The sequence below is a fragment of the Paenibacillus sp. FSL R5-0519 genome (assembly GCF_037974275.1).
GTDB lineage: Bacteria > Bacillota > Bacilli > Paenibacillales > Paenibacillaceae > Paenibacillus.
Map to the genome: position 1 here is coordinate 926,386 of NZ_CP150234.1, position 20,029 is coordinate 946,414.

Consider the following 20,029-nt stretch of genomic DNA (forward strand, 5'->3'; position numbering starts at 1 on the left):
TCCCTCCTGATCTGGATTCATTCAGGAGTAAGATACCCTTTTTTGTATCAATATATGTTAGTTAATACAGCGAAACTAGCGTTTCATGTTACTGCTGTGTCCTGGGGACAACTTGGCGTCTGGATCGAAGTATACTTTCGCATTGTTGACGGCTGTTGGAGCTTCGCCAAATCCGACAGCGATCAGCTTCAGTTTACCCGGGTATGTGGTGATATCACCGGCAGCGAAGATTCCAGGAATGGATGTTTCCATGCGGGAATCCACAACGATGGAATTGCTGTCAATTTCGATGCCCCACTCGGCAATGGGTCCGAGAGAAGAGACAAATCCGAAGTTAACAATTACGTCATCCACTTCGATTTCCTGAGTTTCTTTGGTTTTTACATGGGCAAGGGTTACCTTGGTAATGGTGTCATCCCCATGAAGTTCCGTGATTTCGGTCGGTGTAACGACATTCACCTTGGAATTCATCAGATTTTCGACACTGTGCTCATGCGCACGGAACTTGTCCCGGCGATGGATCAGCGTCACTTGCTCAGCGATGGGCTCGAGCATGAGTGCCCAGTCTACCGCGGAGTCACCGCCGCCGCTGATCAGTACTTTTTTGCCCGCGAAGGCATTCAGATCACTGATAAAGTAGTGCAGGTTGCTCTTCTCGAACTTGGCAGCACCTTCAAGCTCCAGGCGACGTGGTTCGAATGCACCTACACCAGCTGTAATGATGACAGCTTTGGCATGATATTCATTCTCATCCGTCTTCACGATGAAATGTTGCTCATCCTTTTTCTCCACCGATACAACCTTTTCTTCAAGGCGGATGTTCGGGTTAAAATGACTCATTTGCTCAATCAGGTTATTCACCAGTTCCTGAGCTGTAACTTTCGGGAATCCGGCGACATCATAGATGTATTTCTCCGGGTAAAGAGCGGCAAGTTGTCCGCCAAGCTGTGGCATACTTTCAACCAGTGTAACGGATGCCTGACGCATCCCACCGTAAAATGCGGCGAACAGACCCGCAGGGCCTCCACCGATAATAAGTAAATCAGTCATATCATGACTGGAATTCTGTGCAGTCAAGAATCAACAACACCTTTCATATTTTAATAGGTAGTTAACAGGAAAAATGTGCAGGCTACGGATCATAACCGGCATGGGTGCTGAACTGTCTTTCCTATTATAAACGGTGTATTCAGGGTTGCAAAGTTAGCTGTATCACGAATCTGAGAATAATTGATGAAGATCAGATGAGAATAGGATGAAATTGGAAATGAAAGGTTATGAAAAATAACAAAAAAAACCTTGATCTTTGCTACAAATACAGATATCCTTGACCTGTACTATGTGTTTTTTTGTCTAATTTAGAGTCAATATGTAATATGAGCACAGATCCCGTGTTTTGTAGAATCTTGTGGTTAATTTCACAACTTGAATCGCTAACTTGCGTGCAAACGAATCAATGGAATGAGCTATGAAATTGATGCAAACGTTTAAATAAATTCGCGAAGTTAACATTTGTCGTCATAATGGGCAAGACCTCATCAATATTTGTAAGTATGTGCATTTTGCATCTCAACCAAGATTGGGCTGATGCAAGTGAAACCGGAAGGGGTATAGACATGAGCAGTATTCCCAAAATCGTCATCCTCGGCGCGGGCTATGGCGGGATTCTGACAGCCCAGCGGCTGCAGAAGGAATTGAACTATAACGAGGCCGACGTCACATTGGTGAACCGGCATGATTATCATTATATTACTACACATCTACATATGCCGGCAGCCGGCACGGATACCATTGAGCATGCAAGAGTCCCTATATCGAAGCTGATTGATGAGTTCAAGATTGATCTGGTCAAGTCTTCCGTGAAGGAGATTCGTCTGCAGGATCGGAAGATTATTCTGGAGGACGGCACGTTATCCTATGATTACCTGATTATTGGACTAGGCGGTGAGCCTGAGACCTTCGGTATTCCAGGTATGCTGGATCACGCCATGACAATCCGCAGCATTAACTCGGTTAGACTGATCCGAGAACACATCGAATATCAATTTGCGATGTACAAAAACGATAACAAACGAAATCGTATTCGTTTTGTTGTAGGTGGAGCAGGTTTCAGTGGTGTTGAATTCGTAGCTGAACTTGCAGATCGTATTCCACAACTGTGCAAGGAATTCGACGTGAATCCAAAACATGTGCACATCTATAATGTAGAAGCAGCGCCTTCGGCCTTGCCTGGATTTGACCCGGAACTGGTTGAACATGCGATGAACGTGCTGAAGAAGAAGGGCGTCACCTTCAAAATCGGTGTTCCAATCAAGCAATGTCTCCCGGATGGGGTTATTGTGGGAGAGGGAGAAAAGCTCGATGCTGCCACAGTGGTGTGGACCGGTGGTATTCGTGGTAACTCACTGCTGGAACAGGCAGGTCTTGAAGTGATGCGTGGACGTGTGAAGGTAGATGATTATCTGCGTGCCCCTGGACATGAACATGTTTATGTCATTGGTGATAATTCACTTGTCTTCAACGCGGAAGGACGGCCTTATCCGCCAACAGCCCAGATTGCGATGCAGCAGGGTGTGAACTGCGCGAAGAACGTCGTGGCATCCATTCGCAAGAAACAGCCACAGCCTTTTGTATTTACGAGCAAAGGCACGGTTGCCTCATTGGGTAAAGGTGAAGCGATTGCTGTTGTAGGCGGCAAGAAGTACAAGGGCTGGAAAGCGGCTCAATTGAAGAAGCTGGTTGATCTGCGTTATCTGTTCATTATTGGTGGTATTCCGCTAGTCCTGAAGAAAGGGCGGTTTTTTGGATGAGACATTGCAGTGTTCAGGTCCGGGGGTTATTAACGCGTGACGAACTGGATCGGTACAACGCCCTGATGCAGGTCGGTTGTTATCTGGAGGAACAGGATCAATATGATCTGGCCTACATCGTGCAGAAAGAAGTGGATATTCTCATTATGCCCGCGATTGAGCGGCTTAAAGAGAAGGGTCGTGACCGTGACCGGGCAACAGCCGAATTCCTCGAATCACTGAAAGCTGTTGATGAAGAGGACGAGGATTAGAGACATAACCTTTCAATCGCTGTTATCCCCAGATTTTTTTGATTCCCTTTTGTTAAAGGGAAAATCCGGTGATAGCATATGCTTCCGATGCAGCTTTCTTTCAGAAAGCTTTTAGGCGAACGCTTCGCTTTTTCAGGTTTTTTCTGTCCTTTCCGTTTTTGTGTAAATAAATAGTTCAAACAATATAGATCTAAATCAAGCTTGAGGTAGTAGAATATTCATAGATAATAAAGCACCGCTGACAATATCCTTTACAGGAGATGTCGCGGTGCTTTTGTGTATGGTGTACTATTTTACAGCTTAAGCATGTCTTCCAAAGTTCCTTCGTTCAACAGACTTCCCACATAGAACGAACCGAATTCGCCATAACGGGCGCTAACTTCATCGAAACGCATCTCATAGACGAGTTTCTTGAACTGAAGTGCATCATCCGCAAACAGCGTTACGCCCCATTCCCAATCGTCGAAACCGACAGAGCCGGTAATAATCTGTTTTACTTTACCCGCATAGCTGCGACCAATCATGCCGTGACTGCGCATCATCGTACGACGCTCATCCATGGACAGCATGTACCAGTTGTCATTCAGCTCACGTTTTTTGTTCATCGGATAGAAGCAGATGTATTGCCGCTGTGGCAGAACAGGTTTCAGACGGGCGATAATCTCCGGATTCTGCATTGGGTCTTCGCCTTCTTTGCCAAGGTAGTTGCTCAGTTCCACTACACTGACGTAAGAATAAGACTTCGTTGTGTACTGGGCAAACATCGTTTTGTTAAACGCGTTCTCAACAGCCTTCAGATCTTCCAGCGTTTCACGCAGGTGCATCATGACGAGATCGGCTTTTTGACCTACAACCGTATATACAACGGTACTTCCTTTGGATGAGTCCTCGACTTCTTTCCATTCTTTCCAGAATTCCTGAAGCTCGTCCAGTGCTACAGCACGTTCTTCATCATCTGCTGCTTTCCAGGCGGCCCAGTTAATCGAGCGAAAATCATGCAGGGCATACCAGCCCTCCAGTGTTGATGCGGCTTCGTTCATTGGTTGTGTTCCTCCTGCAAGGTATATTTCCAAATCCCTATAAGAGGTTGTTCAAAAGTTTACTTTTTGAACACGCACTAAGGGACGGGTGAGTGCTTTATCGTTTACATTGTATCCCAACATGAAGGAGAAGGGCAAATGAACAGTACATAAATATAGGGAAATTTGTCCAGAAAGTTCGTTGCTTCGCCACATTTTTTGCGGTACACTAACTACTATCCAGAAGTGAAACCCGAAAGTGTGAAAGAAGAGGTGAATGTCGCCCGATGCAATTTATACCTGTGTTGGTATTAATGGTATTATTTTTCGTTATGATGTTTGGTATCGGTTTCATTCTGAACATGCTGATGAAGACCACCTGGTTTCCTTCCTATCTGTTCATCATTGTAATTCTGCCTGTTGTTGTATACTCTCTATGGGATCATTCGTCGTCTCTGATGTCACATCTGAGTTCTTTCCAGCTTGTGGACTATATGACGGGCATCGCTGGACTGGCTGGTGCGGTAATCAGTGGCTGGACGATCCAGAAGTTACGTTTGGGTGGGTACAAAATGTTTTAGATTGTTGGAACGAGGTAACACATGCCACTGTAATCGCGTAAAAGTCTTGTCTTTGTCGTAAACGCTTACGAGTACAAAGGGAAGGCTTTTTTGCTGTTCACTTATATCAGAAGGTTTATTGTACACTTGTACTTCATATACATTTGGAGAACATTCTCTTTAGAGAATCCCTTGTATTCTGCGGCTACAGCTTTTATAGTATTCTAGCGGCACTCGACATTTTTATTTTAGAAATTTGCTGAATTCGGCGAAAACGTGAATGATGTCGACCTAGGACGAAACGGAGCGAGAACAGGCCCTCTTTTTACCTGTTTTTGAACATTTGAGGATCAGACATTTATGATAGAATAGATAAACACACATTTGGGGAGAAGGAGATCAGGCTATGCGCATGAAGAATCTGCACCATTATACTGAACATCATCGCTACTGCGTATACAGGGAGTTTGGACTTAGCGCCCTGGATGACCGTATGCTTACAGGAGCATATCAGCCCATGGTAGGTGCTTTTGCGGTTGGCTTGTATCGGCTGTTGTTTCAGCATCTTCCCGGTGAACAGGTCGGTTATTCGCCGCTGGAGCAGCAACGAAGGCTGTTCATGACGCTTGGCCTGGAGCCAAGCGAGAAAGGGCGTAAATATCTGGTGGAGCAGGCATCCAAGCTTGAAGCGGTGGGACTACTTCAGACTTCACGGCTATATATACCGGAGAATGATGATTACATCTACGAATATGAGCTGCAACCGCCGCTCTCTCCGGTAGAGTTTTTCCGGACACAGCATTTGACACTGCTGCTTCGTGACAAGATAGGCAAATTCGCCGTCCTTTCCCTGCGTTCGGGTTTCTCTGCAGTGGAAAACGGGGACGCGCCATATCCGGCAGCCAACAAAGAGAATATTTCCGTTCCCTTTTACGATATATTTGAATTGAATACCCATGTGATTGATTACGAGTTGGAGCAAGCATTGTCGGAAGTATCAACCACAGCCCAGCGGACAGGCACGAACGATGCAGCGGAAGAAAACAGTTTGAACTATGCCGACATTATTTTGCGTTTCCCGCGCGAGTCGGTCAATCGCCGTCATGTAGAGCAGTTGCGGTTCGATCATGAACAACTGGGCATTGTGAATTACGTAGTGAACAAGTTCAATCTTAGTGTGCAGGATGTATGCCGTCTGTTGGATGAAGATGATATCTTCACTCCACAGGGCCAGCTGATTCTGGATGATCTTCAGCATAAAGCGAGCATGCAGTTCAGACAGACGAAGAAGCGCCATGAGCAACAGACTGTACAGGCAGCCAAGGTTGTGGCACTGAGGCAGCATATGGAGGAGCCAGAGCGGAAAGAAGACTCCGGTGAACCACCTGTTGAGCATGGGGTACAGATGGAGTATTACGTCGAAGTACCCCCGCAATTCATGACGAAGTGTGATATTCATCAATACAATATGATGTTGCGTAACGAGCCGTATACCCGCCTGTTGCAGACGTTTTTCCCAGGTGCAGTACCAGACAATCTGATTGATATTTTTGAGAAAATTGATCTGAGCTACAAGTTACCTGGTGAAGTCATCAATGTATTGATTCATTATCTGATGGCATTACTTGTATCTGGCGGAGAGCAGCGGATTAACCGTAACTTCGTTGAGGCCATTGCCTCCAACATGTTGCTTAAACAGGTGAACTCATATGAGAAAGCAGTTCAATATATCCGTGATCAGGCCAAGGTCAAAGGTAAACAGGCTGCTGGTGCAGCTGGAACCCGTACCCGTACATACGGCAAAGGAACCAAAGCTAAGCCCGAAATTCCGATTGTACAAGACATAAGCAACGATGGGGATGCCGTATCTGAGGAAGAGTTCGAAGAGATGATGAGATTTGCCCAGCAGATGCAGGCGAGTAAACAAAAAGGAACTTCATAACTCCCTGACCAAGAAGAAGTGCAAGTCCACTTTTACCGAAGGAATAAGAGCCATTCGCAACGTATTAATGCGAATGGCTCTTATTTTTAAATCATGCTTTGTATGTTCCATCGGATGGATCTATTCACGGGTTAGTGGATGTTCTAATTCTACATGACCCATTAAACTGTCAGTTGCATCTCCATCAACAAGCAAATCAATACTGGTTACTTCGTCAAACTGAAAAAAGGTTCCTTTCAAAGCATCGATCGCTAAAAGCTCTCCGCCAGACCCTAATCTTGCTTCATCCGGAATATGCACATCCAGCGTTAATTTCCCTTGATCAAAAGCAGCAGAAAGGAGTTCAATATTACTCCACAATGGAATTAGTTCGGTTTGATCACTACTTTGAAGTGCTGCATACGTCTTACTGTATTTTTCGGAGTCATCTTTGAATGTAATTTCCTTCTTACGTTGCTCTACTTGTAATAATTGATCATCTGCGTAAAAAACCTCAATTTCTTGAGATTCTCCATTTTCTTCGCTTGGGTTAGCTGTTGGCGCTGGTGTCGTATTTACAGGATCGGAACCCTGCACTGGACCAGTAGAAGTAGGTTTGCTACCGCACCCTATCGCTAGTATGCTTATTGCACATATTGCGATAGCCACATAGATTCTTTTTTTCATAGAAGCACATCCTCTTGAATTATTCACTGCCCTATAGCTTCAAATACTCTTTTATCCCATCCACAATGGCCTGTGCTGCTTTATTTTGATTGCTTTCTGACATCATGGCCTCTTCTTCCATCTGGTTGCTTAAGAATCCGATTTCTAGAAGAACGGCAGACATTGTAGTTTCTCGAATGACCTGGTAGTTTCCGTTCTTAACGCCACGATCTTTAAATCCCAAGGCATCGATCAGATTTTTATGAATGAGGGTCGCTAGTGCTTTACTGCTCTCCCGTTGGTAATAATACGTTTCCGTTCCCGATATCTGAGGAGCAGCAGGGACGCTGTTACCGTGTATAGATACAAACACATCTGCATTGAGATCGTTGGCAAGTTTGACACGTTCCGGTCGTGTAGGGTAGATATCTGTTTCCCGAGTCATTATTAGTTCGATGTCAGGTTCCTTTTCCAAAAGAGCCTGCACTTTTAGCCCTAAAGCAAGGGCAAAATGCTTCTCCTGCTTTTTGGTAAAACTTATTGTACCTGGATCACTTCCTCCATGTCCCGGATCAATAACAACTATTTTTTTGCCGCTGTTCACAGGAGGTGCAGGTGCAGGTTCATTAGCCATACTTAGATCAAGGATAAATTTGCCGGCGATTGTCTGTTGTGTGTAATTCACCGAATTTATATTGTTTAATTCGATTACAATTCGAACCTGAGGAGGATCATTTTTGAAAAGAGAATAACGTATATCAGTAACACTTGGGAATTCGTTAACATCCAGTCTTCCCATGGATCCTCCAGAGGGGACCTGTCCCATATTTCCGAAATTGGTGGATGGGAAATCCAAAATAATTCGTTCGGGATTTTTAAGTGTGGATATGACTGGAGCAACTTCACGGTCCAATGAGACGACGAGTTGATTATTGGCATACGTTATATCATGAACCAGGTTAGTGCCTGCATCATTTCCATGAGAGGGTGAAGCTGGTTGTGAACCATTATTGCTGGTTAGCGTAACAATCTTGTCTTTGTTATTCCAGCCCACTCTCAGACCCATCTCTTCACTAACAAAACGTAGGGGAACAAAAACCGTATTCTTGATCATTTGTGGAGAAATATTAAGTTGGACGGTGTTGTTCTGGACTGTAGCTTGATCCTTCCCAACGGTCAAGGAAATTGCATTGGAAGCTTGTTCGATATTTACATTTTGTGTTTTTTGATCCCACTTCACGTTGAATTTTAAATTCTCAGCGACTACCCGAATCGGAATCATAATATTGTTTCGTACATTAACGACTTCAATATCATGGGGTAAAACTAGCTCCTGGCCATCTAAAATAATTTTAGTTTGATTCGTAGCTGCATGGGTGTGCATGGGAATTAGCAAGAGTAGCAGCGTACTGAATAGTAACAGGATGATAAATTTCTTCATTTTACACCTCGGTTATAATTTGCGTAGCACTAGACTTCTAACAGGGGAAAACCAATCACCTCCTGTTTCTTTGATGAAAACCCAAATGTACTATAATATTCTGTTCACTAATATGAACGCTACAAACGACATGAAAGTCGTAAAAGAAATCGGTTTACTACAAAATATGGACAAGAGAACTGTTGTCAGTAGGTAGGGGACAAGGGAAGGGAGTTAAATAATGATGTTATTTATCTAATTTAAACCACTGCTGAGATTCTTTCCGAGTCATTTTTTTTACAGGTTTAACTTTTTTGCTTGTGGTATCGTATCTGAAAAGAATCCATTGATCTGAAGGATACTCACTAATGTAATCCATACTTTTTCCGTCCTTATGCCATAAAATTAAACCTGTGCTAACATAGTTGGTAGCCCGAGGGAGATGAACTAAACGGTCTTTCTTTGTATCGTATATTGCTAAAATGCTCTTCTCCGTATTTCCATAAGCAAATGCAATGATGTCTTCTTTTGGTGACCAATTATAAGATGTAATGGTTTCGACATCTTGTTTACCTGCGTTTTCAAGACGTTCGTTTAAGATGATGTACTTTCCTGTTTTAACGTTCACAAGAATAAGATTGCTGCCGGCAGTTTTTTCTGCTCGGATAGCAATCCAGCTATTAGATGGAGATTCAGCAACACTTGTGATATCGATTAATTTCACTCCAAAGTCTTCCGTATGCAGGATGTGTTTTTGTTTACCATGAGCAACTGTGATCGTGTCAATCATGTTGTGTTCAAAGTCGGCAGCAGCATCCTGCTCTACAGTATTTGCAGTTATAGTGGTGTTGTCACCTTTCCAGACCATTTTGTTTGAGGCTATCGTTTTTTTGAACTTAGGTATATTCTGGTATGTCGAAGCGTTCACAGAAGTTGTTTTAGCAGCAATGTGTGCTACTTCATCAGAAGTATGAAACGAAGATGATGCAGTGGATAACGTGCCTAAGCTACCTAAAACAATGATGCTTGATAAAAAAGCATGGATGTATTTCATGATTATCACTCCTTCAGTTGGGAGGCGGTTACCTGATGTGATTTCCTCCAGATCGTTGTGACAGATGAAAACAAATGGCTCGTAGGCTACTCCAATCTTTGCTTATCATGATTAATTTGTAAAGATATGAAATTTTAGAGATGATTTGAAGTGAGGTTTTAAAACGGCTGATTAGTCCTGTAAATAACAAGCCTAAAAGGACGAATACATATTTTTTTATTTTATGTGGCTTTCTGACTCTCTCTGGTGTCTAATTCATTGTAAATCAAGAGGAGGTTCTCACCATGTCAGGAGCTCATGACACAAAACCTGTTTATCCGGATAAACAGGAAAGTATCACTAACTTTGAAAGCACCTATGAGCTGTATCGTCAAAGGATTTGCACGTACTTTTCGCTGAAATTGAATCCGATGGTTGCAGATGATTTGACTCAACAGGTGTTTTTAAAAGCTGTCGAGAATCTTCACCGATTCAAAGGCAGATCAAATTTATTTACGTGGATATTCAAGATTGCTCAGAATACAGTGAAAAACGAATATCGAAGGTTATCGCGTAAAAAAGAAACGCCGTTTGATTTTACGGGATATGAATCACAATCGATCTCCCTTGAATTTACGAAATATGTTGATTTTCGAATTGATATCGGAGTTGCGCTGGAAAAGTTAAATGAGACCGACCAAGAAATCATTGCATTACGCTTTTTTGTGGACTGCACATTGCTTGAAATTTCTAAGATCGTAGGGATGCGTGAAAGTGCGGTAAAGAACAGACTCTACAGAGCTTTGGAAAAACTTAAGCAGGAAATGAAAGAATGGGGAGGCGTTACGATTATGTCTATTGAAGACTTGATTTCAATTGTTAATAAGGGTGAAAGCAAGGGATTGAACAATCAGCCCAATAATAAAGTACACCATGATTTGTTCAATGAACTAAGTGAACATATTGAACGAATCTCGCTAAAGTACAATTATCATCCATCGCGAAAAGTAACGATTGAAGTATATCCTGATATTCCATCGTTTCACCAAGCGGTCGGAGAAGCAGATGCTCCGAATTGGTTCATGGGTACCTATGAAGGAAGTATTCTTAAAATTGTCTCTCCACTAAATCCAGGACCGGAGCATACCTATCAATCGATTCTTAAAGGTACGGTTCATTTGTTCACCATGTGGCTTATAAGTGAAATCAATCCGAAGGCTCCAAAATGGATAAGGCAAGGGATTGGTGGATATGAAGCCAAGGGCATGACTCAGGACTTTATTGAAGGTACGACAGAAGAAGCTATCCAAAATTTAGAGATCCCAACGTTCGAACAATTAGACAATGATACCTGGGATTTCGAAACGATGAAGGGTTTTCAGTTTTCGTTCCTATTCGTAGAGTTTGTTGTTCAACAATATGGAATAGACCAATTAAACAAATTGATCCGTAACCCTCAGGATTTTAATGGCATTTTTCAATGTTCTGAGGAGGAATTGCATCAGAAGATGGTGGAATTTATAAGTAAGTAACCCATACAAAAGTGTATGTTGCCCGGGGGAAGGACCGGGCTTTTTTTAACGTGTTATAGCTATGGTAAATGTACTCTATTAATAAATTGGATTATTTTGTATACTGCATATAAAAAGAGGATTACAGAAGTATTGATTGGGAAATTCGAAAGATTGAGGTTCGACATATTTCAGTTGGTTTAATCATTTTTTCCCAGAGAAACTGGTCCATTGTTTGCAGTAGGATATACAAGACAGAAAATCACTTGTCATGATTAGTGCTGATCCGTCTGGTTATAAAGATGAGCCAATTAACATGGATGAGATTACTGAATGGACTTGGTTGAATCAGGCTAACATTATTTTTGATGAATATCATTTCATTGATTACCGCATGCAGAAAGAAGATGCTCAGCGATTCATTCAGAACGCTTCTGTCATTTTTTTATGCGGTGGAGATCCTGTATTGCAGAACGATTTTTTGTTGGATTATGAATTATCGAATGCGATTAAGAATAGCAATGCCGTTATCCTGGGGGCCAGCGCTGGTGCGTTAAACATGGCAGCAAAATGGTTATCCTCGAAAAACGCTGGCCATAAGGTTGAAACAAATACAATTTATGATGGTATAGGCTTTGGACATTTTGCCTACGAATCTCATGCCAGACTCGACTACGATGCGCTGGTTCAAGGCTACCTGCTCCCCTTGTCCGAGGATATTGATGTTTATGCGGGATTACAGGAGAGTGCTATACGTGTAAAGGACGGCAAAATAGAAATAATAGGTCCTGTATATTTAATTTCCCACTCCAAGATTCAGAAGTTGGTTGAGACGCTCTAATTAGGGAGAGTGGCTGTGAGTTACATAAGTGATTCCTTATGATGTATAAAATCAAGACAGGTCTCCTTTCAATGATTGGAATACTGTTTGTAAAAAGATGCAAGCTTAATATCCCTAGGACTTATATTCGGCAGGGTATCAAAGGGATCAGTTGCTTATTTCAACTAACGGACTGACAATAGGGATCGATGCACAAATGCTAACGATCCTTATTGGTATACCTTTACAGAAAGTAGAGAAGACGAAAATTATGTTAGGATGATGAGTTCCTCATTAAGCTAACGGGCAGGCTAGTTTAATGAAACTATAAGTTGCAATTTGAAGAGTATTTTTCAACCACAATTTGATATACATAAATAAGTTCCTGAATTACTATTCATTTTAGGAGGTGAACCAATGATAAATATTAAGCGGGTCGGGGAGATTATAGCAAGAAACCGTAAAGAGTTATCCATGACGCAAACACAACTTGGTGAGGTTTTAAAAGTTAGTCATCAGGCTGTTTCAAAGTGGGAGAGAGGTATAAGTTTACCTGATATTGATATATTAGTTCGATTAGCTAAGATATTTAATAATACAGTCGATTATTTCCTAACTCCAGAAGAGAATGGTGCTCATACAAGTAAAACGAATATACTTAATAACAAGGATGACATTTGGAAATCAGTTCTAGAAAAAATAAAAGACCAAATCTCTCAGCCAAGCTTTGATAGGTGGTTTACAAGTACTACAGCAATTCAAATTGACAACACTCTCATTATTTCAGGTCAAGATCCGTTTGCCACAGACTGGTTATATCAGAGGTACTCCCATATGATTTCAAAAGCTATAGATGAAATTAGAGGCGATAATGATTTAGAGGTAACTTTTATTTTTTCTGAAGGTACTGAAAATACAGAACCATAAAGTTTGACTCTTCTTAATCAACGGGAAACGTTAGCTTAATGACAACATGAAAGATAAAAAACGTAAGGTAGAGGATAATTCTGGCTGATACGATTGCGATTAAAAACTACCCATGACGCACATGCGTCATGGGTAGTTTTTAATCATTTCCATACGTTCAGGAGGAGGCCTGGTGAAATAGAGATGTCCTAATCACTTCGTTTGACAGACAGAGTTTTGTGTAAAAATGGCCACTGCCCGGGAATGACTATTCTTCGTATACACCTCCGAACCGACTTACTTGACCGGTCCCATCCAGGTTGAAATCGTCTTCTGCTGGTGCGGCAACGGTGGTTTCAGCTTCCCGTTATCGGTCAAATGCTTCAAAATATAAGCGACAAGCCGGCCTCCGCCGGTGTTGCCTCTCACCATGTAAGCAAGCTGCGGCTCCAGATGCTTCGGCTGATTTTGCAAGAACAGGTTGAGCATTTTGTCGTAGAGCTTGCCGACAGCAGGCGCATACAGAGCGGACAAATCCGGCATTGCTTTGTTCAACCGCTCCAACGTTTGCGGAGAGTCCATCCAAACCGCATTGAACTTGTACCCCTCCTTCGTCTTGCGGATGTACCCCTTCTCCAGCAGGAACGAATATTGCTCAGCGTTCTCTTCGTTGTCGGGCAGTTCCCCTTGTTGGAACGCGTGACAAATCTCGACATTCCGATATTCCAGGAAACGCCAATCCATCTGGCGGTCGCTCCAGTACGTATTGAATTGCCACAAGTATAAAGGAGAGTCTTCGACGTAGCGAAGCGACGGACCGAAGGTGACGTAACTACTCATATCAAAACCCGGATCGGCATAGTGGCTCCGATTTAACGCCGCATAGGCAATATATTGACCTCCGTCCTTTCGTATTGGTGCGACCGCATCGAAGTTTTCACCAGCCGGCATGCTCCGCCAAGATTGCTCCTCGATGTTCTTGGGCAGCAAGGTCCAGAGCAGGAAGTTATAGTCGCCGTCTGGAACGTACACTCCGCTATCCTCGACTTGCCGGCGAACTTCCATTAACGCGTCGAAATGAACATCGGCCACTTCGGCGGCGCAATCTTGCCAGAATTGATGACCGGCTACGGCCAACTCGAAGAGGTCCCAGATGATGGTATTGCTTTGATATTTGCCGGGAGAGGTTTGGATGAGAAAATTGTAATCGGCCAAATGTTGAACTTCGCCTTCCAGCAAAGACGGCGGCATTCCGAGCTCCTCCGCGATTTGATGTACGGTACGCGCCTTGTGATAAGCCGCGTAAACGATATTTTGCGCCAAGGCGCGTCCAAGAAAATCGTTGGTTTCGCCCAGTCTGCCGGCTGAACCCGAATGGCCCATTTCCCCCATGCTGACCGGATTGACACTTAAAGTTCCTGTTGCACGCATACGTTTCATCCCTTTCCGTAACTTCTTTTTAGCCTCGCTCAAATGCCACTTCACCGTGCCTACAGGAATGTCCAGAGCAATCGCGATATCGCCGATTTTAAGCTCGTCGTAGTAGTGCATCACCACGATTCGACGATGAATGTCGGACAGAAACGCGACTTCTCGGCGCAGCTCGCGTGAAGCTTCGGTTGCCAGCAACCGGTCAAGCGGCTCCCGGGAAGGGGCGGCAGACAGTTCAGACATACCGTTGATTTCGATCACTTGGGGAGCGTGCTCGCGCTTTTTCAACCAATTCACCCAAGTGTATCGAGCAACCGTCCAGACGTAAGCGTCAAGGCTTCTAATGTCCCGCAGCCCAGAGAAGGATTTTAACAACTGCAGCATAATCTCCTGAGCCAGATCCTCCGCTTCGGCCCGGTGCTTGACCCGGTTTAACGCAAAACCGAAAATCGGTTTCACATAGCTCCGAATCGCTTCTGCGGCTTCTTTTCCGTTTGTACTGATTGAATCCATTGTTTCCTCCATAGTTGCATCTGTAATTCCTGACAATTATATAGTGTGCCAGGCGAAATAAAGGTTGGGATTATTTTTTAAAAAATTGGACGTCCTACCGGATCACTCATGCACGTATAATTACAAACATCATAAGTAGGTCATTGGAAAAGAGTTAAACAAGTTGAAGATTACTTTAGATGTAAAGTTCTCACTTTTAGTATATAAAGAAACTTTTTTTCGTCCAACTATGGGAGGACACAAACTAGAGAGCACGAGCCAAAGTTCTTCTTCGGGTACTTGGGGTACGCCTTCGTTCCGTACTTAACCAGGGTTGATAGAAATGTAATATCAGAAGAATTTATGATTTTAATAGGGGATAGTGATTACTTATTATTCCAGATATATGCTACTCTCTTTTTATTCCATAGTTTTCTTAACGGAGAAAATGGAAATATAAATGTTGGGGGTAATTGCTTGCTTCTATCCGAACGATTGCCAATTGCAGCAAGTCTGTACCCTGAGCAACCTGCGTTAATGCGACATGGGCAAACGATGAGTTATGGGGAGCTTAACGGTCAAGTTGAAAGACTGAGTCATGCTCTATATGTTGAAGGACTCCGGGCTGGTGATCGCTTTGCCCTTTTAGGTGATCCAGATCCCCAGCTCGTTGTTGCGTTTTATGCAGCAGTTGGGATCGGTGCGATACCGCTCGTACCGTCTCCTATGCTAACAGTGCCTGAACTCGCTGCCATATTACAGGATGCAGAACCACATATGATTATTCATGATGACCAACATGCTAACGCAGCGATCGCCACGGTAAAGCTTCTTGGGTATCGTCCAAAACTGTTCACGACAGAAGAAGAAGGGACGAATAACAGTTCGCTCGCTGCTCTTTTGCAGCATGAACCTGAGTTCTTTCCAAAAGACCAACTCAAACCAAGTGTAGACGATACGGCAGTCCTGATTTATACGGGTGGGACAACCGGTCGACCCAAAGGGGTCATGCATTCGCATCGTGGTATGGCTGCTTGGAATCAACTTACGCCTTCTGCAGGCTTCGGTCATGATCTCAGTCGTCGTGTGTTGGTGCTTAACTTATCCCATCTGGTGGGTCAGTTCCAGTTGTGGGCGACCATGGCTGCTGGGGGCTGTCTTGTATTCCTAGATGAATACCCGGCGGATGTACACCGCATTATGGAAACTGTTGAACGTGATCAGATTACGCAACTCAGTACCGTAGGCCAACTGCTTCGGGATTTTACCCGCGAGGCAGCCGTAGGAGTGAGAAACTTGAAGAGCCTAACGCTTCTTGGCTGCGGAGGGTCCATTATTTCCCCGGATACACTACAGGAGGTTGTATCGCAATTTCCTGATGCTACTATTGTGAATAACTACTCACAAGCAGAATGCGGGATGTCCATAAGCCGTCTTTTTCCTGCTCAGCATATGGGGAATTCTCATCGCCTTCGATCCGTAGGTCGTCCAGCCGACCTGGCTGTTCAGGGTGAGCAGGCCTTCGAAGTTCGGATATTAGATACGGACGGAAGTGAGACAATGACGGGTGAAGCTGGAGAAATCGTTGTTCGAGGTGCACAGATCATGATGGGATATTGGCGTCAATTGGAGGCTTCTGCCGAGACCATGCAAAATGGCTGGATTCGAACTGGGGATGTCGGTTGCCTGGATGAAGAAGGTTACCTGTATTTGTTTGATCGCTTGAAGGATATGGTCATTGTGGGCGGTTCCAATGTGTTCTGTGCCGAAGTGGAGCATGTCATTATGACTCATGAGGCAGTAAGCGAGGCGGCCGTAATCGGACTTCCTCTTCCTGACGAAGGAGAGGAACTCGTTGCTTTCATAGTATTACGGGAAGGTGACAGCTTGGATCTGACACAGTTACGAGCTTTTTGTGAGCCATATCTTGCTCCGTACAAATGGCCGACTCAACTGTTCGTTGTGGATACTTTGCCCAGAACGGCCGTGGATAAAATAGATAAAAAGCAGTTACGCAAGTATCTATCCTTAATGTTGTCCAACGGAGTGTAATCAAAAGAAATACGTTGGTTCAAAAGCAATGAATGTTCAGCTGGTGGGCGCGTTCCTATAGGAACAAACAGCCCTTCAACTTCCTTTGGGAAGTAAAGGGCTGTACGTATCTCAACTAGCATACAGGCGTGCACGAAATTATAATTACCTCAAAATCGTAGTGGCCTGATTGCCTGCATAATCCTCAATGATCAGCTTCAAAGAGCTGTTGCTGGACGCTGGTGTGAAGGTCAGTTCACTCAGCTTTGTTCTTCCCCGAATGATATACGGGAATTTCTGCGAAACGTAAGTGACGCCGAACTCGCGTGCCACCCCATTTTCATATACATAGATCTTGTACCAATCCTCCAGATCCGGCAGGGCAAGTGTATATTTCCCATCTTTTACCGTGACCTTATCCTTGGCGTATGGTGTAATCTGAAGATCTGCGAGTTGTCCGGTATGGGTAACCGGATTCTGCCCGCCAATGGCGATATTCAGCACATAATGCTCACCATTGGTCGGAAGTCCAGTCAGGAGGGCAGATTGTTTTCCTTTTTTGACTTGAAGTGACTTGCTAAAAGGTTCTTTCGTGTATTCGGTTTCTAGTGTGAGCTGAATGGACTCGTTGCCTTTACCTTTGTCTTTATTTTTATCTTTATCCGTATTCTTATCTTTGTCTTTACCTGTATCTTTTGCTTTCTTCGGGTTGTTCCAGCTTACAATGGCATCGCCATTCTTTTTGAATTTCACATCAATATTCTGAACGGCTGCATTCAGATCATAAGGCAGGACGGTTGCTTCACTTTCGGTACCATCTGCACCAACAGCACGTATGGACATTTCTCCAGAAGGCTGTTTTAGCGATTTAATATAAAAAGTGGAATCATACACACCGCCAACATAGGCACCATTTTCATACAAATTGTATTGTTTGACCTCTGAATAGTCCTTCATGTCCCATGCAACAACCAGTTCATTGGTGTTGGTCAGTGCTTTGGCAATATGGAATCCGGTAGGTGCATCCGGTACAGCCGCAGAACCGTCGAACATACGAATCTCACCAATATTCATCTGATAGTTCTCAATGATTTTACCGTTCGGGTCAAAAGATAATCCCATAGCGGCAATCGTCTTTCCTTGATATGCACTCAGATCCAATGTAGCTGTCTTCCAGCCTTTCGTATGCTGGCCTGAATTAGGCACATTTACGTTGACCACGTTAGACGGATCATCTTCGAAGATTAAACCAACATGCAGAGAAGAAGCATCGCTGGTGGACGGTTTGTTATACGTCAGCTCCAGTGTGGATTGTCCGTTGACGGACAGGTTGGTCTTGTACAGGCGCAGGAAGTTCTCCGCGTTCAGTGTACCGTTTACCACGAGTGAGCTGCCGCCCTGGAATGCGCCAATGGAATCGTAGTTGTACCTTGCGCCTTTCTCATAAGATGGGCCATAATCAAAATCGACACTCAGCTTGTCGCCTTCGCTATCCATCCACCATTGCCAGGTAACAGGGATATCCTGAATGTTGATATTGGACCATTCCTTGTCGTTCGATACAGCGCCGTCTTCATAATATTTCAGGCCGTGACCTGTATTGAAGTTTGTCGCAAAATTCGAGCCGTTGATGACGGATCGCTCGGTAAGATATGCAGCAATCCCATCCCAGTTTGCGCCAGAAGCATACACATCCGACAGATTGGCAGAAGCGTTACGACGCGCATCCGTAGGGTCCTGATTTGGACCAGACCACCAAGCACGATCGCGAACAAAGGTCATCCATTGATACTCATCCTCGGCTCGGTGATTGGTGCTGCCATCACCCATCTCTTCATCCAGGGCATTGTGGGTGAAATCTGCACCCAGCGTCGCGATACTATTCATGGGCTGACCGTTCTCATCCAGGTTATGGCGCAGGTCGTAGGATTGCTTCCAGCGGCCGAATCTGTCATGACCACCTTCAACACCTGCAAATACGGTTTCCAGTGGATCAAGTCCCAGACTGAGGGCATGGTCGCGGGAATCGCGTAGCATCTTGTGGTTCCATACGTAGTTCAGGAAGATGGAATCCGAGACTCTGCCGAGAACGGAATCCTGTACAAAGGGGCTATTAAGGCCGTTAAATTGGTTCTGGTATTGAATCTTGCCTGTTGTATTGATGGTGGAATCATACCACTGAACGTACAGGCCTTGATCTCTTAGATATTTCATGAATTTCTTGTAGGAAGCGATATCCTCAGGGGCTACACCCCGGGCAACCTCTTCCTGATTGAAGAAGTATCCATCGTAGTTGTAGTATTCTGCCATCTCGGCAAGTTTCTCGGCTACAGGGAAATTGCCGTTTTCATCCTGAATCAGCATTTGTTTATAGGTCTGAGGGCCACGGTCATTGTCCGAGAAAAAGATGTTGGCAATGGACTTGACGCCATTTTTGTGGGCTGCGTTGGTATAGGCCGGATTCGGGATATTCAAAATGCCAAACTCGAAGTATTTCTCCGTCCACTCCTTACTGGGATCGTATAATTCCTCCGGTACTCCGGCAGAAGCCATGCCATGCCAATAGCTGTAGTAGTCTGTATACTGCCAATAATTAAAGAGATATTGGCTGAATTCATTGGTATAAGGTGTGCTATCGAAGAATGCATTGCCGTAATCGCCACTCATCGTAAATAGCTGGGTGTCTGGACTGAGCTCAGGATAAGCCTGCGTGGCAGCGAACGGTTCATTACGGGGCTGCAAGGGGACATGGGCACGAAGCAGATCACCATGAATGTCACTTTCAGGTGTCCAGTTCAGAATCTGGGCTGAGGTATACCCGTGCTGATAGGGCTGATTCACCCCTTTGGCGCTTTCACCTGTGTAAGGGAGCGTGTCTCCTGCATAAACGGATGACGCAACAACTTGTCCAAGCAATGCCGTAGTCAATACCATGGCAGTGACCTTGGGAATGATGCCTTTCGGTTTGAGTTTGCGTGTCATGATGTTCCTCCTTCAAGTGGAATGAATGGTTGGCATTCTTTTACACAAAGCTAAACTTATGGTTAACGATAGTGGATGAAAGCGTTTTTAAATAGGGTGAAATTAAAGAAACGCGAGTACAAACTAAAGAAAAGTTACAGGTGACAAGTTAATGTCAGAAGCCTGATGATATAATT

The 20,029-nt window shown here is 44.1% G+C and carries 14 protein-coding genes and 1 pseudogene; 8 read left to right on the forward strand and 7 right to left on the reverse strand.

Annotated elements, in window-relative coordinates:
- Nucleotides 1–75: 75 nt before the first annotated feature.
- Nucleotides 76–1,077 (reverse strand): NAD(P)/FAD-dependent oxidoreductase, encoded by a 1,002-nt coding sequence (locus MKY73_RS04095; protein WP_339305787.1) that lies wholly within the window; start codon nucleotides 1,075–1,077, stop codon nucleotides 76–78.
- 539 nt (nucleotides 1,078–1,616) lie between these two features.
- On the opposite strand from MKY73_RS04095, the gene MKY73_RS04100 reads away from it, so the two are divergent.
- Both MKY73_RS04100 and MKY73_RS04105 read left to right on the forward strand, forming a co-directional pair.
- A complete protein-coding gene (locus tag MKY73_RS04100; protein ID WP_036605766.1) occupies nucleotides 1,617–2,810 on the forward strand; it encodes an NAD(P)/FAD-dependent oxidoreductase in 1,194 nt (397 codons plus the stop codon).
- On the forward strand, nucleotides 2,807–3,061 hold the full coding sequence (locus tag MKY73_RS04105) for a hypothetical protein (protein ID WP_339305789.1): 255 nt from the start codon (nucleotides 2,807–2,809) through the stop codon (nucleotides 3,059–3,061). The genes MKY73_RS04100 and MKY73_RS04105 overlap by 4 nt, the downstream gene beginning before the upstream one ends.
- Nucleotides 3,062–3,354: 293 nt before the next feature.
- On the opposite strand, the gene hemQ is transcribed toward MKY73_RS04105, so the two are convergent.
- Nucleotides 3,355–4,101, reverse strand: a complete 747-nt coding sequence (hemQ, locus tag MKY73_RS04110; protein WP_062837936.1) for a hydrogen peroxide-dependent heme synthase — start codon at nucleotides 4,099–4,101, stop codon at nucleotides 3,355–3,357.
- Between the two features lie 266 nt (nucleotides 4,102–4,367).
- On the opposite strand from hemQ, the gene MKY73_RS04115 reads away from it, so the two are divergent.
- The gene (locus tag MKY73_RS04115) at nucleotides 4,368–4,661 is read left to right on the forward strand and encodes a YuiB family protein (RefSeq protein WP_339237474.1); all 294 of its coding nucleotides are present in this window, start codon (nucleotides 4,368–4,370) and stop codon (nucleotides 4,659–4,661) included.
- A 385-nt stretch (nucleotides 4,662–5,046) separates the two neighbouring features.
- Nucleotides 5,047–6,582, forward strand: coding sequence for a helicase DnaB (locus MKY73_RS04120; protein WP_339305791.1), 1,536 nt, complete (start codon nucleotides 5,047–5,049; stop codon nucleotides 6,580–6,582).
- Between the two features lie 120 nt (nucleotides 6,583–6,702).
- On the opposite strand, the gene MKY73_RS04125 is transcribed toward MKY73_RS04120, so the two are convergent.
- The 3 genes from MKY73_RS04125 to MKY73_RS04135 all read right to left on the reverse strand — a co-directional run bounded on the left by MKY73_RS04125 (nucleotide 6,703) and on the right by MKY73_RS04135 (nucleotide 9,701).
- Nucleotides 6,703–7,248, reverse strand: a complete 546-nt coding sequence (locus MKY73_RS04125; RefSeq protein ID WP_339305793.1) for a GerMN domain-containing protein — start codon at nucleotides 7,246–7,248, stop codon at nucleotides 6,703–6,705.
- Nucleotides 7,249–7,279: 31 nt separating this feature from the next.
- The gene (locus MKY73_RS04130) at nucleotides 7,280–8,668 is read right to left on the reverse strand and encodes an N-acetylmuramoyl-L-alanine amidase family protein (protein WP_339305795.1); all 1,389 of its coding nucleotides are present in this window, start codon (nucleotides 8,666–8,668) and stop codon (nucleotides 7,280–7,282) included.
- 226 nt (nucleotides 8,669–8,894) lie between these two features.
- Nucleotides 8,895–9,701 (reverse strand): hypothetical protein, encoded by an 807-nt coding sequence (locus MKY73_RS04135; RefSeq protein ID WP_339305797.1) that lies wholly within the window; start codon nucleotides 9,699–9,701, stop codon nucleotides 8,895–8,897.
- Nucleotides 9,702–9,985: 284 nt separating this feature from the next.
- On the opposite strand from MKY73_RS04135, the gene MKY73_RS04140 reads away from it, so the two are divergent.
- The 3 genes and pseudogenes from MKY73_RS04140 to MKY73_RS04150 all read left to right on the forward strand — a co-directional run bounded on the left by MKY73_RS04140 (nucleotide 9,986) and on the right by MKY73_RS04150 (nucleotide 12,938).
- Nucleotides 9,986–11,212: a sigma-70 family RNA polymerase sigma factor gene (locus tag MKY73_RS04140; RefSeq protein ID WP_339305799.1), complete on the forward strand. Its 1,227-nt coding sequence runs from the start codon at nucleotides 9,986–9,988 to the stop codon at nucleotides 11,210–11,212.
- Between the two features lie 202 nt (nucleotides 11,213–11,414).
- Nucleotides 11,415–12,032, forward strand: a pseudogene (locus tag MKY73_RS04145) (cyanophycinase).
- Nucleotides 12,033–12,428: 396 nt separating this feature from the next.
- Nucleotides 12,429–12,938, forward strand: coding sequence for a helix-turn-helix domain-containing protein (locus tag MKY73_RS04150; protein ID WP_339305801.1), 510 nt, complete (start codon nucleotides 12,429–12,431; stop codon nucleotides 12,936–12,938).
- Between the two features lie 276 nt (nucleotides 12,939–13,214).
- Here the strand turns inward: MKY73_RS04150 and MKY73_RS04155 are convergent, their stop codons facing one another.
- Nucleotides 13,215–14,861 (reverse strand): RNA polymerase sigma factor, encoded by a 1,647-nt coding sequence (locus MKY73_RS04155; RefSeq protein WP_339305803.1) that lies wholly within the window; start codon nucleotides 14,859–14,861, stop codon nucleotides 13,215–13,217.
- A gap of 456 nt (nucleotides 14,862–15,317) precedes the next feature.
- Here MKY73_RS04155 and MKY73_RS04160 point away from each other — a divergent pair, with 456 nt between their 5' ends.
- Nucleotides 15,318–16,892 (forward strand): class I adenylate-forming enzyme family protein, encoded by a 1,575-nt coding sequence (locus tag MKY73_RS04160; RefSeq protein ID WP_339305805.1) that lies wholly within the window; start codon nucleotides 15,318–15,320, stop codon nucleotides 16,890–16,892.
- A gap of 144 nt (nucleotides 16,893–17,036) precedes the next feature.
- On the opposite strand, the gene MKY73_RS04165 is transcribed toward MKY73_RS04160, so the two are convergent.
- Nucleotides 17,037–19,853, reverse strand: coding sequence for an endo-beta-N-acetylglucosaminidase (locus MKY73_RS04165; protein ID WP_339305807.1), 2,817 nt, complete (start codon nucleotides 19,851–19,853; stop codon nucleotides 17,037–17,039).
- Nucleotides 19,854–20,029 lie beyond the last annotated feature (176 nt).